Annotated in this window: 13 protein-coding genes; 7 read left to right on the top strand and 6 right to left on the bottom strand. The window is 69.8% G+C overall.

Annotated elements, in window-relative coordinates; translation table 11 throughout:
- The first annotated feature begins 7 nt into the window (after nt 1-7).
- The 4 genes from OG735_RS25190 (at nt 8) to OG735_RS25175 (ending at nt 5,935) form a co-directional block, all read left to right on the top strand.
- Entirely contained in the window at nt 8-1,363 is a 1,356-nt protein-coding gene (locus OG735_RS25190; protein ID WP_327325428.1) for an ABC transporter substrate-binding protein, read from the top strand.
- Entirely contained in the window at nt 1,360-2,277 is a 918-nt protein-coding gene (locus OG735_RS25185; RefSeq protein ID WP_327325427.1) for an ABC transporter permease, read from the top strand. Before OG735_RS25190 ends, OG735_RS25185 begins: the two co-directional genes overlap by 4 nt.
- A gap of 170 nt (nt 2,278-2,447) precedes the next feature.
- Nucleotides 2,448-3,230: an ABC transporter ATP-binding protein gene (locus OG735_RS25180; RefSeq protein ID WP_327325426.1), complete on the top strand. Its 783-nt coding sequence runs from the start codon at nt 2,448-2,450 to the stop codon at nt 3,228-3,230.
- Between the two features lie 11 nt (nt 3,231-3,241).
- On the top strand, nt 3,242-5,935 hold the full coding sequence (locus OG735_RS25175) for a fumarate reductase/succinate dehydrogenase flavoprotein subunit (RefSeq protein ID WP_442812487.1): 2,694 nt from the start codon (nt 3,242-3,244) through the stop codon (nt 5,933-5,935).
- Here the strand turns inward: OG735_RS25175 and OG735_RS25170 are convergent.
- Nucleotides 5,922-6,776, bottom strand: coding sequence for an SCO6745 family protein (locus OG735_RS25170; protein WP_327325425.1), 855 nt, complete (start codon nt 6,774-6,776; stop codon nt 5,922-5,924). The two genes, OG735_RS25175 and OG735_RS25170, sit on opposite strands and share 14 nt — an antisense overlap.
- Before the next feature lie 121 nt (nt 6,777-6,897).
- On the opposite strand from OG735_RS25170, the gene OG735_RS25165 reads away from it, so the two are divergent.
- Nucleotides 6,898-7,518 carry a Uma2 family endonuclease gene (locus OG735_RS25165; RefSeq protein ID WP_442812486.1) on the top strand — a complete coding sequence of 207 codons (621 nt, stop codon included), beginning with the start codon at nt 6,898-6,900 and terminating at the stop codon, nt 7,516-7,518.
- Between the two features lie 95 nt (nt 7,519-7,613).
- On the opposite strand, the gene OG735_RS25160 is transcribed toward OG735_RS25165, so the two are convergent.
- Both OG735_RS25160 and OG735_RS25155 read right to left on the bottom strand, forming a co-directional pair.
- On the bottom strand, nt 7,614-7,823 hold the full coding sequence (locus tag OG735_RS25160) for a DUF397 domain-containing protein (protein WP_327325424.1): 210 nt from the start codon (nt 7,821-7,823) through the stop codon (nt 7,614-7,616).
- Nucleotides 7,820-8,695: a helix-turn-helix domain-containing protein gene (locus OG735_RS25155; protein WP_327325423.1), complete on the bottom strand. Its 876-nt coding sequence runs from the start codon at nt 8,693-8,695 to the stop codon at nt 7,820-7,822. Before OG735_RS25155 ends, OG735_RS25160 begins: the two co-directional genes overlap by 4 nt.
- 154 nt (nt 8,696-8,849) lie before the next feature.
- Here OG735_RS25155 and OG735_RS25150 point away from each other — a divergent pair, with 154 nt between their 5' ends.
- Together OG735_RS25150 and OG735_RS25145 are read left to right on the top strand one after the other, a co-directional pair.
- On the top strand, nt 8,850-9,263 hold the full coding sequence (locus OG735_RS25150) for an ATP-binding protein (RefSeq protein ID WP_327325422.1): 414 nt from the start codon (nt 8,850-8,852) through the stop codon (nt 9,261-9,263).
- Nucleotides 9,264-9,537: 274 nt separating this feature from the next.
- A complete protein-coding gene (locus OG735_RS25145) occupies nt 9,538-10,398 on the top strand; it encodes a helix-turn-helix domain-containing protein (RefSeq protein WP_442812484.1) in 861 nt (286 codons plus the stop codon).
- 62 nt (nt 10,399-10,460) lie between these two features.
- Here the strand turns inward: OG735_RS25145 and nuoN are convergent, their stop codons facing one another.
- From nuoN to nuoL, 3 genes are read right to left on the bottom strand one after another with little or no spacing between them, the layout of a single operon-like run.
- On the bottom strand, nt 10,461-12,110 hold the full coding sequence (gene nuoN, locus OG735_RS25140) for an NADH-quinone oxidoreductase subunit NuoN (protein WP_327325420.1): 1,650 nt from the start codon (nt 12,108-12,110) through the stop codon (nt 10,461-10,463).
- Nucleotides 12,107-13,678 carry an NADH-quinone oxidoreductase subunit M gene (locus OG735_RS25135; RefSeq protein WP_327325419.1) on the bottom strand — a complete coding sequence of 524 codons (1,572 nt, stop codon included), beginning with the start codon at nt 13,676-13,678 and terminating at the stop codon, nt 12,107-12,109. The genes nuoN and OG735_RS25135 overlap by 4 nt, the downstream gene beginning before the upstream one ends.
- A 1-nt stretch (nt 13,679) precedes the next feature.
- Complete coding sequence (gene nuoL / locus OG735_RS25130; protein ID WP_327325418.1) at nt 13,680-15,575, bottom strand: NADH-quinone oxidoreductase subunit L; 1,896 nt, start codon at nt 15,573-15,575, stop codon at nt 13,680-13,682.
- Nucleotides 15,576-15,587 lie beyond the last annotated feature (12 nt).

Genomic DNA, 15,587 nt, shown 5'->3' with positions numbered 1-15,587 from the left:
AACTCCCATGCCACGCAAGCCAGTTGCGCTTCTCGCCGCCGCCCTGTTGCTGCCGCTCACCGGCTGCGGCGGCGCCGCGGAGGCGGGCGACGGCTCGACCGTCACCGTCACGGTCGGCTACCAGTCCAAGACCATCAACACCGTCACGGCCGGCACGCTGCTGCGCTCGCTCGGCTACTTCGAGCGGGAGCTCGCCGCACGCGGCAAGCGGGACGGCGTCACCTACAAGGTGAAGTGGCAGGACTACGCCACGGGCGCGCCGATCACCGCACAGATGACCGCCGGAAAGATCGACATCGGTTCGATGGGCGACTTCCCGCTGCTGATCAACGCGGCCCGCGGCAAACAGCTGAACCGGCCGACGCGGCTGGTCTCGGTCACCGGCTACAACCTGCGCGGCGGGCTCAACACGGTGGTGACGGCACCGGATTCGAAGGTGGCGTCGCTGAAGGATCTGCGCGGCAAGAAGGTGTCGACGAGTGTCGGTTCGGCGGCCGACGGCACGCTCGTACGGGCGCTGCAGCGGGCGGACATCGACCCGGAGAAGGACATCCGCAAGCTCAACCAGCAGCCGGCGGTGGGCGCCTCCGCACTGCAGGCGGGCAGCGTGGACGCGCTCTCGCAGTTCGTGGCGTGGCCGGGGCTGCTCGCGTTCCAGGGCCGGGCGAAGGCGTTGTACGACGGGGCGGAGCTGAACCTGCCGACGTTCCACGGCGTCACGGCGCGCGAGGACTTCGCGAAGAAGCGGCCCGCGGTGCTCGAGGACTTCCTGCGGGCGCAGGCCGACGCGACGGAGTATCTCCGTGCGCACCCGGTGGCGGCCGCGGAGTCGGTGGCCAAGGCGACCGGGCTGCCGCCCGAGGTGGTCTACCTCTACAACGGCGCCAACGGCATCGCCACCTTCGACCCGACGCTCAAGCCGCGGCTGGTGGACGCCCTGAAGAAGGACGTGCCGGTGCTGAAGTCGGCGAAGCTGGTGGGCGACGTGGATGTGGACGCGTTCGTCGACGACCAGTATGTGAAGCGGGCGTACGGCGACGGCTATGCGAAGGCGCTCACCGCCACGTCCGCTGCCGCGAGGAGTGAGGTGTGGCTGACGGGCAAGACCGTCACGCAGTCCTTCAACTCCTCTGCGGAGCTGCTGCGTTATGTCTCCGCTCATCGGGACGCGGTGCGGGCGGCGTATGTCCCCGACGCCACCACCGGAACGCTCTGGTTCGCCGACAAGGCGGTGTGGGTGGCGGACGGCACGACACTGCGGCCCTTCGTCACGCCGTCCACGGCCGCCGCGTTTGTCGCGGGGCACCCGGGTGCCCGTACCGTCCCGTACGCCGATGCACTGAAGCAGGCGTCGGCGTCATGACCGCCGCCTGGCCCCGGTACGCCCTGCGCACTCTCTCGCTCGCCGGCGCGCTCGGCCTGTGGCAGCTGCTGACCGCGTTCGACGTGAATATGTGGCTGCGTTTCGAGCAGTTCCCGACGGTCCTGGACGTCGCGCGAGAGTTCGGGGAAAGGATCGGCAGCGGCCCGTACTGGCAGGACCTGACCGACAGCCTCACCCGTATCGTCACGGGCTTCGCACTGGCGGCGGTCGCGGGAGTAACGGTCGGCACGGCGATCGCCCGCTCCCGCCTCGCCGCCGACCTGCTCGGCCCGGTCCTGGAGGTGCTGCGCCCCATCCCGGCGATCGCCCTGGTCCCGGTGGCGATCCTGCTCTTCCCCAGCAATGAGCAAGGCATCGTCTTCATCACCTTCACCGCGGCCTTCTTCCCGGTCATGGTCTCCACCCGCCATGCGGTACGCGCCCTGACCCCGGTCTGGGAGGAGGCGGTCCTCACGATGGGCGGCGGCCGGTGGCGGGTACTGGGCTCGGTGGTCCTGCCGGGCGCGCTGCCGGGGATCCTCGGGGGTCTCTCGGTGGGCATCGGTGTCTCGTGGATCTGTGTGATCTCGGCGGAGATGATCTCCGGGGAGTACGGGGTGGGGTACCGGACCTGGCAGGACTACACGGTGGTCGACTACCCGGGCGTGTTCGTCGGCATGGCGACGATCGGCGTCCTGGGCTGGCTGACGTCGACGGCGGTGGAGCTGGCGGGGCGCCGGGTGACGCGGTGGCTCCCGCGCACGGAGCACGGGCCCACGGCCCGGCGGCCCCGGGGGATTTCCCCCACCCCGCCCCTTCCCCTAAGTGGGGGCAAGCCCCGACAAGTCAGCCCGCCGGCGATTGAGGCGCGAGGTCCGAGCCGAGCCCCGAAATTCAGCCCCGCCGGCGATTGAGGCGCCGGATCCGAGCCGAGCCCCGAAATTCAGCCCCGCCGGCGATTGAGGCGCGGGGTCCGGGGCGGAGCCCCGTGGCCCGCCGCAGGCGCCCCCACCCGCACCCGCACCCACTCCGCACACACACGCACGCACGCACGCACGCACGCACGCACAAGGAGGCGTATCCCATGACCACCCCCTCCAAAACGCGCTCCCCCGCCACCAAAACCCCACCCCGCGGCGCCCGTCTCACCCTCTCCCGCGCAGCCCTCGGCCGCCCCGGAGCCACCGTCCTCGACAGGCTGGATCTCGACATCGCGCCCGGGGAGATCCTCACCGTCGTCGGGCCTTCCGGGTGCGGCAAGTCGACCCTCCTGCGTACCCTCGCCGGGCTGCTGGCCGTGCTGGACGGCGAGGTCACAGAGGACGGCGAGCCCATCACCGCCCCCCGCGCCGAACGGGCCCTGGTCTTCCAGGACGACGCGCTGCTGCCCTGGCGCACCGTCCGGGCCAATGTCGAACTGCCCCTCGCGATCAAGGGCGTTCCGCGTGCCGAACGTCGCCGTCGCGCCGAGGCATGGCTGGAGCGCGTCGGGCTCGACGGGCACGGGCCCAAGCTCCCGCACCGGATGTCCGGCGGCCAGCGGCAGCGCGTCCAGCTCGCCCGCGCCCTCGCCTCCGAGCCCCGCGCCGTCCTCATGGACGAGCCCTTCGGCGCGCTCGACGCACAGACCCGGGCCGGGATGCAGCAGCTGCTCGTCGACGTGCTGCGCGGCACCGGCGCCACCGTCGTCTTCGTCACGCACGACGTGGACGAGGCGCTCTTCCTCGGCGACCGCGTCGCGCTCCTCGGCACCGGCCGTGTCCTCGACATACCGAAGCCGCGTGAACGCGCCGCGCACTCCGACCCCGCCACCGTCGCCCTGCGCCGCGAGGTCCTCGAATCCCTCGGCAGCATCACCACCGACTGAAAGGCACGACCGTGCAGATTCCCGCTCTCTCCGACGCCGAGGAGCTCACCTGCGACGTCCTCGTCATCGGCGGCGGCACGGCCGGCACCATGGCGGCGCTCACCGCGGCCGAGCACGGCGCAGACGTCCTCCTCCTGGAGAAGGCGCACGTACGCCACTCCGGAGCCCTCGCCATGGGCATGGACGGCGTCAACAACGCCGTGATCCCCGGCCGCGCCGAACCCGACGACTACGTCGCCGAGATCACCCGCGCCAACGACGGCATCGTCGACCAGTCCACCGTCCGCCAGACGGCGACCCGCGGCTTCGGCATGGTCCAGCGGCTCGAGTCGTACGGCGTGAAGTTCGAGAAGGACGAACACGGCGAGTACGCGGTGCGCCAGGTGCACCGCTCCGGCTCGTACGTACTGCCCATGCCCGAGGGCAAGGACGTCAAGAAGGTTCTCTACCGGCAGCTGCGCCGCCGCGAGATGCGCGAACGCATCCGGATCGAGAACCGGGTGATGCCCGTACGGGTCCTCACCGCCGGAGGAAAGGCCGTCGGAGCCGCCGGCTTCAACACCCGTACGGGCGAGTTCGTGAAGGTACGGGCGGGCGCGGTGATTCTCGCCACCGGCGCCTGCGGCCGTCTCGGACTGCCCGCCTCCGGCTATCTCTACGGCACGTACGAGAACCCCACCAACGCCGGTGACGGCTACGCCATGGCGTACCACGCGGGCGCCGAGCTCACCGGCATCGAGTGCTTCCAGATCAACCCGTTGATCAAGGACTACAACGGCCCGGCCTGCGCCTACGTCGCCAACCCCTTCGGCGGCTACCAGGTCAACCGGCACGGCGAGCGCTTCGTCGACTCCGACTACTGGTCGGGCCAGATGATGGCCGAGTTCGCGAACGAACTCGCCTCCGACCGCGGCCCGGTCTACCTCAAGCTCAGCCACCTCCCCGAGGAGTCCATCAGCGCGCTGGAAGGCATCCTGCACTCCACCGAGCGCCCCACCCGCGGCACCTTCCATGCGAACCGCGGCCACGACTACCGCACCCACGACGTTGAGATGCACATCTCGGAGATCGGCCTGTGCGGCGGCCACTCGGCCTCGGGCGTACGCGTCGACGACCACGCCCGCACCACCGTGCCCGGTCTGTACGCCGCCGGTGATCTGGCCTGCGTCCCGCACAATTACATGATCGGCGCCTTCGTCTTCGGCGATCTGGCGGGTGCCGACGCGTCCCAGTACCGGGCGTACGACGGCGAGTTGCCCGCCGACCAGCTCCGCGACGCCCACGAACTGATCTACCGGCCCCTCCGCAACCCGGAAGGACCGCCCCAGCCCCAGGTCGAGTACAAACTCCGCCGTTTCGTGAACGACTACGTCGCCCCGCCCAAGTCCGGCGCCCGGCTGTCCCTCGCCGTGGACCACTTCGAGCGGATGCGTGGCGAGATCGCGGAGATGGGCGCGGAGACCGCGCACGAGCTGATGCGCTGCGCCGAGGTCAGCTTCATCCGCGACTGCGCCGAGATGGCGGCCCGCTCCTCCCTCGCTCGTACGGAGTCCCGCTGGGGTCTCTACCACGAGCGTACGGACCATCCGCAGCGCGACGACAAGGACTGGCTGCACCACCTGGATCTGCGCAAATCCCCTTCCGGGACAATGGAGTTCACGGCGCGGCCGGTCGCTCCCTACCTCGTGCCCATCGAGGAGTACGCCCCCACCGGCGGCGCGTCCCGCCACATCGGCGAGGTCCACGCGGAGCAGGTCGCCACGGCGGGCCCTCGGGACATCGCGCCGGTCGGCTCCGGCGTCCGCACCACGATCCGGCAGGACGCCACCGCCGCTTCCCACTCGCCCCGCATCCTGGAGCTCCTCGGCCTAGCCGAGGACGAGCCCGAACTCCCGCAGCTGCGTCCCTTCTTGACCGATCCGGACCCCGCCGTGCGCCGCGCCGCGGTAGCCGCGCTCACCGAGACCGTCCCGCCCGGTACCGGCCCGGCGCTGGCCGCGATACTCGCGGACGCGGACCCCGGCGTCCGTACCGCGGCCGCGGCGTCCCTGCGCGAGCTGGTCGAAGTCCTGCCTCCGGAAGCCGAGTTGTCCCGACGTCTCACCGAGGCGCTCGGCAACGACGATCCTCGGGTCCGGGCCGCCGCACTCGATGTGCTGCGCGCGCTGCGCCTGGGCGACGCCGCCGCCTACGCCCGTACGCTCGACGACCCGGACATCGAGGTCCGCATCGAGGCCGTACGCGCTCTGGTCTCGGTCGACGCCCTCGATATCGTCGCCCGCGCCACCGCCGACCCGGCCCGCGAGGTCCGCGTCGCCGTGGCGCGCAGCCTGGACGACCCGGAGGCCCTGGAGCCGCTGGTCCAGGACCCGGACATCCTCGTCCGCGCGGCGGCACTCGCCGCGCTCGCCACCGCCGGCTGCCCCGCCCCGTACGCCGCCGCGGCCGTCACCGCACTGGCCGACCCGTCCTGGCAGGTCCGCGCGGGAGCCGCCACCGCGCTGGGCGCGGCGGATCCCGAACTCGCGGTGCCCGCCCTGGCCAAGGCCCTCGGCGACACGAACGCCGACGTCCGGAAGCAGGCCGTACTGGCCCTGCTCAGGCACTCCGCCCACGAGGACGCCCGCGCCGCGCTCACCACCGCGGTCACCGACCCGGACGCGGACGTCCGCGCCTACGCTTCTCGGGCGGCTACCCCGGCCTGAGCGGCGGGAGCCCCATCGCATTGGGGAACGGCACCCCGCCCGCCTCGACGATCCGCCGGGCGAGCGGACGCAGGCAGTCGGCCAGCCGGGCCACCCCGTCCACTTCCAGCGCCTCGGTGAGCGGGCGGGCGAGCCGATCGGTGGTGGCCTCCAGCTCATCCCGCTCGCGGCGGCCCTGGGCAGTGAGCGTGCCGTCGGGGGCGAGTACGCCACGGTCGCGGAGCCGTGCCTCCGCTGCCTGCCACTCGGCCTCTGCCCAGCCGCGATTGAGGCGTTGCTCGGGCGGGGCGAGGCCCAGCGCCACCGTGATCACATTGGCCTCGCAGCCGTCCACCCCGGCCGTCACCAGGGCGGCGACATGACCGTCACCGCGGAATTCCCGCAGCGCGGTGGCGGCCCACCACAGCGCCAGATGGGGCTGCTCGGGCACGGGCAGCGCGGCGTGCGCAGAGAACAGGACCCGCCCGGCGGCGGGCAGGGACTCGACCGCCCGGCATGCGAGATCCGCGGCTTCGGCCACCTGCGGAGTGTCCGCGAGTTCCCCGAGCAGTCGGCGCAGAGACCGGTCGGCCACCTCGAGCCGGGCGGCCAGGACCATCTCGGGCGCGCATCGATCCCAGGCGTCCGGAAGCGCCCGGGCAACCCTGGCCGGTGCGAAGTTGTAGAAGGCGGCCGTCACCACCTCGGGCGGGACCGCCCCGAGCGCGGCCGCGCGGGAGGCGAAGTACCCCATCCAGAAGCCCTTCAGCCCCGACCCGGCGTCGGTATAGACGGGCCCCGTCTCGGGGGCGAAGTAGACGGGCGCGTGTGCGCATTCCAGCAACTGCCAGATGTCGTCCATGGTCGCCGACGCTAGCCCACACACTGGGCGCGTCAACGCGACGTGACGCCTTCACCCGTGCGCGGGAGCCTGATCTACTTCCCCCAGGTTGCACGGGACAGGCCCGCGAGACTCCCGTCCCATGGGAACACCAATATGCGGCAGCCCCGAAGCCCCGGAGCCCAGCTGGCCCACCCCGCCCCTGGGCGGCTGGACCGCCGATGACCTGGACCGGCTTCCGAATCTGCCTCCGCATACGGAACTCATCGACGCGAGCCTCGTCTTCCCGACTCCGCAGACCCTCTTTCATGAGCGCGCGATCGGCTTCTTCAGCAGGCAACTGGAGTCGGTCTCGCCGCAGGATCTGGAAGTCTTCGCGCGATTCACTATCGACATCGACCGCTGGAACCGCCCAGAGCCCGACGTGATCGTCGTGCGCGGGGATGTCGTCCAGGACCCGGAGCAGACTCGATTGCCCGCCGATTCCGTGGTGCTGGCCATCGAGGTCGTCTCCACCGACTCCGTGACCCGGGATCGCGAGACGAAGCCGGTGAAGTACGCACGGGCCAAGATCCCGCACTACTGGCGGGTGGAGGACAACGAGGGCCAGGCCGTCGTCTACGTCTTCGAGCTGGAGCCGACCACGGGCGCGTACACCAGCACCGGCATCTTCCACGACCGGATGAAGGTCGCCGTCCCCTTCCCCGTCGACCTCGACCTCACCCAGATCAAGCCCCGTCGAAACAGGGCGGCCGAAGAATAGCCGGTCGGTCGCGCGCGAAGGCCCCGCACGCCACCGAGACGACGGGGCGTGTCGTGAACGACTGGCCGTGCGGGGGCCTCAGGTCCCCCTGCGGGTCAGGGCTTGGACGCGTACGTCACGAAAGTCGCCCACCGGGCTTCAGTGAAGGCGAGTTGGGGGCCCTGGGTGTTCTTGGAGTCGCGGACGTGGACCGTGCCGGTGGTGGCTGCAACCTCGACGCAGTCGTTGCCGTTACTGCTGTCGCTGTAGCTGCTCTTGAACCAGTCCAGCCCGATGCCATCCCCTGCGGAGGGCTTGTCGGTCATGTGTCTCCCAGCGCTTTCTCGATGAAGGCCAGTGACTCCCGTGGCGTGAGAGCCTGGGCCCGGATGATCCCATACCGCAACTCAAGGATCCGGAGCTCCCTCGGATCGGAGATCGGACGGCTGGTGAGCTGGCCTTCGTCGTGGCCCACCGCCGAACCATCCTTGAACTTCAGCACCTGGATCCGACCGCCCATTCCGGCGTGGTCGTCACGGTCGGTCGGCATCACCTGGATCTCGACGTTCCGCAACTGGCCTACCTCCAACAGGCGTTCGAGCTGCTTGCGTAGGACCATTCTGCCTCCGATTGGACGGCGGAGGGTCACCTCTTCTTGGACGAATGTGAGCGCGGGAGCTGGGGACCGGTCGAAGATCGGCCGACGCGCCATACGCGCAGCGACCATTCGCTCCACCTCGTCCTTCGAGTACGCGGGCCGCCACGTCTCGATCAGTGCCCGCGCGTACTCCTCGGTCTGGAGTAGGCCGTGCATGTTGTGGTTGCCGTACGCTCCGACCTCGACCGCTTGCGCCTCCAGCTTCGCCAGGTCACGGACCTTCTTCGGGTACCGCGCCTCCGCGATGTCCTTCTTCATCGCGGCGATCTTTCCGCCCGCTCCGAGTGCCTCGTCAGCCTTGTCCAGGAACTCGGGCCTCGGGATGCGCTTGCCGCTCTCCACCTTGTAGATGAGGTTCTCGCCGTACCCGATGGCCGCCCCGAACTCGGCCGGCCGCAGCCCCGCCGCCTCTCGCCAGAGCCTGAGTTGGTGGCCGAGTGCCGCGACCACCGCCGCCGAGTCGTTCTCCGGATCGACGTCCCAGCCGGGCTCGTCCGCCCCGTCCGCCGTGTGCTCCGCACGTTCCCCGCCCACGCTCATCCGAGCCACCTCCCAGGTGCCTGTCCCCAACGCCGCCCACGGCCGTAATGTCACGGTGGACAGCCTGTACAGGCCTGGACAGCCCCCTGACAGTCACCGTACGCATCGGCATCATCACTGTTCAGGCTACTCACGCACGGCCACGCTGAGTTACGTGAACCCAGAAATCACCCAAGCCGACACCACCGTCCGCCAGTTCAGCGTGCAGCTCTCCTCCACCCGCAGAGGTGCGCGTCTCGCCCGTCTGCTGGCGACGGAGCAACTCCGCTCCTGGGGGCTGCCGTTCGAGTCGGCGGCCCATGTCGTCGCCGAACTCGCCGCCAACGCCGCGCTGCACGGCCACGTACCCGGACGGGACTTCCGCCTCGCCCTCACCGCCGCCGAGGGCACTCTCCGTATCGAGGTGACCGACACCCGCGGTGACCGTCTCCCCGTCGCCCGGCGACCCGGTAACGACGAGTCCGGACGCGGCCTCGTCCTCGTCGACGCCTTCGCCGACCGTTGGGGCGTCAGCCCGGGCCCCGCGCCCTGCAAAACGGTGTGGGCCGAGTTTGATCTCGCACCCTGACCCCGCCCCACCGGAGCGCGGGGCCGCACGTCTCGGTCAGCCACCAGACGGTGCGGCACGACATCAAAAGCTTTCAATGCACCGAGGCAAAGACCCTACCCATCCCCTCCAGCCTCCCCATCACTCGCAAGGGTGAAGGTTTCCAACTGGGCTGGATTTATCACGGGTTGGCGGGCATATGCTCGCCGCAACAACTGCACACATGCGACGGCCCCCGGCCGGGAGTAGCAATCCCGATCGAGGGCCTGACCACCGAGGAAGTAGAGGCTTCCCGATGGATAACCAGAACCCTAGCGCGCCCTCGCGCGCCTCGTCCCCCGTTCCCGGGGCCTTTGACACGACCGTGTCCCGGCCCGGCGTCGTCCATGTCAACACCCGGCACACCAGCCGCTACACGGTCATCGGCAACCACCTCGCCCAGCACCGTGAGCTCAGCCTCACCGCGATCGGACTGGCCGTCCACATCCAGTCGGTGCCCACCGGAGCCCGCGTCGACATCAAGACCCTCACCGCCCGCTTCCCAGAGGGCGAGGTCCGGATCGCCTCTGCGTTACGAGAACTTGAGGCAAACGGCTACCTCGAGCGCACCCGGAAACGACTCCCCAGCGGCCAGATCATCACGCACACCGTGTCGTACAACCAGCCGGGAGTGAGCCCTGCTTCGGCACCGGAGACCCCGGCCGCGGTCAGGGAGAGCTCCCCCGTCGACGTACCTCCGGCGCCCACGCCTCGGCCCGTGCCGTCTCCGGCTCCCGAGGCCGGCGACCCCCACGACCTCGAAGACCACCGTCCCGCCGCCGCCCTCCTCGCTGAACTGCGCCGCGACGATCCCCGGCTGCTGCTCTCGGAGCGGGACGTACACCGCCTCGCCCCGGCCGTCACCGCCTGGCTGGAACGCGGGGCCGCTCCCGAGGCCGTACGCCGCACCCTCACCGCGAGCCTCCCGCCCGACCTGCGCCACCCGGCAGCCCTGCTCGCCCATCGCCTCGCCGAACTCCTGCCACCACCTCTGCCCGCGGGGCCGCGCGGCCCCGTGCCGCTCCAGAACTGCGAATCCTGCGACCGCGCCTTCCGGGCCGCCGAGCCGGGCCGCTGCCGCGGCTGCGCGAGACCCGGCGCGCTCCTCGCGGCATGAAAAAGCGCTCGCCGTGGCGTCGTTGACAACGAAGACACCACGGCGAGCGCTCAGCAGCCCGACTACCGCACGAACACGCTCGCCTGGCTCGCCAGGTCCAGGAAGTACTGCGGCGCCACACCGAGCACCAGCGTCACCGCCACACCCACCCCGATCGTCGTCATCGTCAGCGGCGAGGGCACGGCGACCGTGGGGCCGTCCGCCTTCGGCTCGCTGAAGAACATCAGCACGATGACCCGGATGTAGAAGAACGCCGCAATCGCCGACGAGATCACACCGACCACGACCAGCGCACCCGCGCCGCCCTCCGCCGCAGCCTGGAAGACCGCGAACTTTCCGGTGAAGCCGGAGGTCAGCGGAATACCGGCGAAGGCCAGCAGGAAGACAGCGAACACGGCCGCCACCAGCGGTGAACGACGGCCCAGCCCTGCCCACTTGGACAGATGCGTCGCCTCCCCGCCCGCGTCCCGCACCAGCGTGACCACCGCGAACGCGCCGATCGTCACAAAGGAGTACGCACCCAGGTAGAAGAGAACGGACGAGACACCGTCGGGCGTCGTCGCGATGACACCGGCGAGGATGAAGCCGGCGTGCGCGATCGAGGAGTACGCGAGGAGCCGCTTGATGTCGGTCTGGGTGATCGCGACGATCGCACCGCCCAGCATGGTGACGATCGCGATGGCCCACATGACCGGCCGCCAGTCCCAGCTCAGCCCCGGCAGCACGACGTACAGCAACCGCAGCAGCGCGCCGAAGGCGGCGACCTTGGTGGCCGCGGCCATGAAGCCGGTGACCGGAGTCGGCGCGCCCTGGTAGACGTCCGGCGTCCACATGTGGAACGGCACCGCGCCGACCTTGAAGAGCAGCCCGGTCAGGATCATCGCGCCGCCGATCAGCAGCAGCGCGTCGTTCCCCATGGTGTCGGCGAGCGCCGGGTCGATGGAGCGGACGCTGCCGTCGACGACGCCCGCGATCTTCGCGTACGAGACGGAGCCCGCGTACCCGTACATCAGCGCGATGCCGAACAGCAGGAAGGCCGACGAGAAGGCACCGAGCAGGAAGTACTTCACCGCGGCTTCCTGCGACATCAGCCGCTTGCGGCGGGCGACGGCGCACAGGAGGTAGAGCGGGAGCGAGAAGACTTCCAGTGCCACGAACAGCGTCAGCAGATCGTTGGCGGCCGGGAAGACCAGCATGCCGGTGATCGCGAAGAGCGCCAGCGGGAAGACCTCGGTGGTGGTGAACCCGGCCTTGACCGCTGCCTTTTCGCTGTCGCTGCCGGGTACGGACGCTGCCTGCGCGGCGAACGAGTCGATGCGGTTGCCGTGCGCCGCCGGGTCGAGGCGGCGCTCCGCGAAGGTGAAGACGGCGACCAGCGACGCCAGCAGGATGGTGCCTTGCAGGAAGAGCGCCGGACCGTCGATCGCGATCGCGCCCATCGCCGCGATATGCGCCTTGGTGGTGCCGTATCCGCCGGCCGCGAGCCCGACGACCGCGGCGAAAGCGGCGGCCAGGGCGACGACGGTGAGGAACACCTGCACGTAGTAGCGGGCCTTGCGCGGGACGAAGGCCTCCACGAGCACACCCACGACAGCGGCGCCGACAACGATCAGCGCGGGTGCCAGCTGGGCGTACTCGACACTCGGGGCCGGGATCTTGTCGATCGGCTCGGCCGCCGTCGTCCACAGGCTGTGGACAACTGTTGTGCTCACTTGGCCGCCTCCACCTCGGGCTGGGGGTCCTTCTTCTGTACGTCGGACATCGTGTGTTCCACCGCCGGGTTGATGATGTCCGTCAGCGGCTTCGGGAAGACGCCGAGGAAGAGCAGCAGCGCGATCAGTGGCGCGACCACCACCAGCTCACGGGCCCTGAGGTCCGGCATCTTCGACACCTCGGCCTTCACCGGGCCCGTCATCGTCCGCTGGTAGAGGACGAGGGTGTAGAGCGCGGCGAGCACGATGCCGGTGGTGGCGACGATCCCGGCCACCGGATAGCGCGCGAACGTGCCGACCAGGACCAGGAATTCACTCACGAAAGGCGCGAGGCCCGGCAGGGAGAGCGTCGCCAGACCGCCGATCAGGAAGGTGCCGGCGAGCACCGGGGCAACCTTCTGCACTCCGCCGTAGTCCGCGATGAGTCGCGAGCCGCGGCGGGAGATCAGGAAGCCGGCCACCAGCATCAGCGCGGCGGTCGAGATCCCGTGGTTGACCATGTAGAGCGTCGCGCCCGACTGCCCCTGGGTGGTCATCGCGAAGATGCCCAGGACGATGAAGCCGAAGTGCGAGATCGAGGCGTATGCGACCAGCCGCTTGATATCGCGCTGGCCGACCGCGAGCAGCGCTCCGTAGACGATGCTGATCAGCGCGAGCACCAGGATCACCGGCGTCGCCCACTTCGACGCCTCCGGGAACAGCTGGAGGCAGAAGCGCAGCATCGCGAAGGTGCCGACCTTGTCGACGACCGCGGTGATCAGCACCGCGACCGGCGCGGTCGCCTCACCCATGGCGTTGGGCAGCCAGGTGTGCAGCGGCCACAGCGGCGCCTTGATCGCGAAGGCGAAGAAGAAGCCGAGGAAGAGCAGCCGCTCGGTGTTGGTCGCCATGTCCAGCGAGCCGTTCGCCCGCGCCGCGGCGATCTCGGTGAGCGAGAAGCTCCCGGCGACGACATTGAGCCCGATGACCGCGGCCAGCATGATCAGGCCGCCGACCAGGTTGTAGAGCAGGAACTTCACGGCCGCGTACGACCGTTGGGTCGCCGCCGCCTCGTCGCCGCCCGCGTGCGCCCGGTCCCCGAAGCCGCCGATGAGGAAGTACATCGGGATGAGCATGGCTTCGAACAGGATGTAGAAGAGGAAGACGTCGGTGGCCTCGAAGGAGAGGATCACCATCGCCTCGACGGCGAGGATCATCGCGAAGAAGCCCTGGGTCGGGCGCCAGCGCGAACTCTTTGTCTCCAGGGGGTCGGCATCGTGCCATCCCGCCAGGATCACAAAGGGGATCAGCAGCGCGGTCAGCGCCAGGAGCGCCACCGCGATGCCGTCCACGCCCAGTTCGTACCGGACACCGAAGTCCTTGATCCAGGTGTGGGATTCGGTGAGCTGATAGCGGGCGCCGCCGGGCTCGAATCGTACGAGCACGACCGCGGCCAGTACGAGGGTGGCGAGCGAGAAGAGCAGCGCCAGCCACTTGGCGGCGGTGCGCCTCGCGGCCGGCACGGCGGCGGTGGCGATGGCGCCGATCGCCGGGATCGCCGCCGTGGCCGTCAGGATCGGGAAGGACATCTCAGACCGCCCTCATCAGCAGGGTCGCGGCGATGACGATCGCCGTACCGCCGAACATCGAGATCGCGTAGGAGCGGGCGTAGCCGTTCTGCAGCTTGCGCAGCCGGCCCGAAAGGCCGCCGAACGAGGCGGCCGTTCCGTTGACCACGCCGTCGACCAGGGTGTGGTCGACGTAGACCAGGGAGCGGGTGAGGTGTTCGCCGCCGCGGACCAGGACCACATGGTTGAAGTCGTCCTGGTAGAGATCGCGGCGGGCGGCCCGGGTGAGCAGCGAGCCGCGGGGCGCGAGTACCGGCACCGGCCGGCGTCCGTACATCCCCCAGGCGATGGCGACGCCGATGACCAGGCAGACCATGGTCGCTCCGGTGATCGTGGCCACGCTCAGCGGCGAGTCTCCGTGCGCGTGCCCGGTGACGGGCTCCAGCCAGTTCAGGAACCTGTCGCCGATGCTGAAGAATCCGCCGGCGAAGACCGATCCGAAGGCCAGGACGATCATGGGGATGGTCATCGACTTCGGGGACTCGTGCGGATGCGGTTCATTGCCTTCCGCGTCGGGCTGCCAGCGCTTCTCACCGAAGAAGGTCAGCAGCATCACGCGGGTCATGTAGAACGCGGTGATGGCCGCGCCCAGCAGAGCCACGCCACCGAGGATCCAGCCCTCCGTGCCGCCCTTGGCGAAGGCCGCCTCGATGATCTTGTCCTTGGAGAAGAAGCCGGACAGACCCGGGAAGCCGATGATGGCCAGATAGCCGAGACCGAAGGTGACATACGTGATCGGCATGTACTTCCGCAGGCCGCCGTACTTGCGCATGTCGACCTCGTCGTTCATGCCGTGCATGACCGATCCGGCACCGAGGAAGAGCCCCGCCTTGAAGAAGCCGTGCGTCACCAGGTGCATGATCGCGAAGACGTAGCCGATCGGACCGAGGCCCGCCGCCAGGATCATGTAGCCGATCTGGGACATCGTCGAACCGGCCAGCGCCTTCTTGATGTCGTCCTTCGCGCAACCGACGATCGCACCGAAGAGGAGCGTCACGGCGCCGACGACCACGACCACCAGCTGCGCGTCCGGGGCCGCGTTGAAGATCGCGGCGGAGCGGACGATGAGATACACGCCGGCGGTCACCATGGTCGCCGCGTGGATCAGGGCCGAGACCGGGGTCGGGCCCTCCATCGCGTCCCCGAGCCAGGACTGCAGCGGCACCTGGGCCGACTTGCCGCAGGCGGCGAGCAGCAGCATCAGACCGATCGCGGTGAGCTTGCCCTCCGAGGTGTCCCCCGTCGCCCCGAAGACCGGCCCGAAGGTGAAGGTCCCGAAGGTGGTGAACATCAGCATGATCGCGATCGACAGGCCCATATCGCCGACGCGGTTGACGAGGAATGCCTTCTTCGCCGCGGTCGCCGCGCTGGGCTTGTGCTGCCAGAAGCCGATCAGCAGATACGAGGCGAGACCGACACCTTCCCAGCCGACGTACAGCAGAAGGTAGTTGTCGGCGAGGACCAGCAGCAGCATCGCCGCGAGGAAGAGGTTCAGATAGCCGAAGAAGCGGCGTCGCCGTTCGTCGTGCTCCATGTACCCGATGGAGTAGAGGTGGATCAGCGAGCCCACACCGGTGATCAGCAGAACGAACGTCATCGACAGCTGGTCGAGCTGGAAGGCGACGTCCGCCTGGAAGCTCCCGACCGGGATCCAGCTGAACAGCGTGCTGTGCAGGGTGCGTTCCTCCGCGCCCTTGCCCAGCATGTTGACGAAGAGCACCGCGCCGATCACGAACGACGCGGCCGCGAGCAGCGTGCCGATCCAGTGGCCGCTGCGGTCGAGCCGCCGCCCGCCGCACAGCAGGACCGCCGCTCCGAGCAAGGGCGCTGCGACAAGCAGCGCAATCAGGTTCTCCACGATTCAGCGACC

Source organism: Streptomyces sp. NBC_01210, from assembly GCF_036010325.1.
Classification (GTDB): Bacteria; Actinomycetota; Actinomycetes; order Streptomycetales; family Streptomycetaceae; genus Streptomyces.
Note: the sequence above shows the minus strand (reverse complement) of the source record. Positions and strands in the feature narration are given on the sequence as shown.

Bases quoted from the DNA above. Each gene is read 5' to 3' on its own strand.
- OG735_RS25190 (WP_327325428.1), top strand. From the start codon at position 8: ATGCCACGCAAGCCAGTTGCGCTTCTCGCCGCCGCCCTGTTGCTGCCG.
- OG735_RS25185 (WP_327325427.1), top strand. From the start codon at position 1,360: ATGACCGCCGCCTGGCCCCGGTACGCCCTGCGCACTCTCTCGCTCGCC.
- OG735_RS25180 (WP_327325426.1), top strand. From the start codon at position 2,448: ATGACCACCCCCTCCAAAACGCGCTCCCCCGCCACCAAAACCCCACCC.
- OG735_RS25170 (WP_327325425.1), bottom strand. From the start codon at position 6,776: ATGGACGACATCTGGCAGTTGCTGGAATGCGCACACGCGCCCGTCTAC.
- OG735_RS25165 (WP_442812486.1), top strand. From the start codon at position 6,898: ATGGGAACACCAATATGCGGCAGCCCCGAAGCCCCGGAGCCCAGCTGG.
- OG735_RS25160 (WP_327325424.1), bottom strand. From the start codon at position 7,823: ATGACCGACAAGCCCTCCGCAGGGGATGGCATCGGGCTGGACTGGTTC.
- OG735_RS25155 (WP_327325423.1), bottom strand. From the start codon at position 8,695: ATGAGCGTGGGCGGGGAACGTGCGGAGCACACGGCGGACGGGGCGGAC.
- OG735_RS25145 (WP_442812484.1), top strand. From the start codon at position 9,538: ATGGATAACCAGAACCCTAGCGCGCCCTCGCGCGCCTCGTCCCCCGTT.
- OG735_RS25135 (WP_327325419.1), bottom strand. From the start codon at position 13,678: ATGTCCTTCCCGATCCTGACGGCCACGGCGGCGATCCCGGCGATCGGC.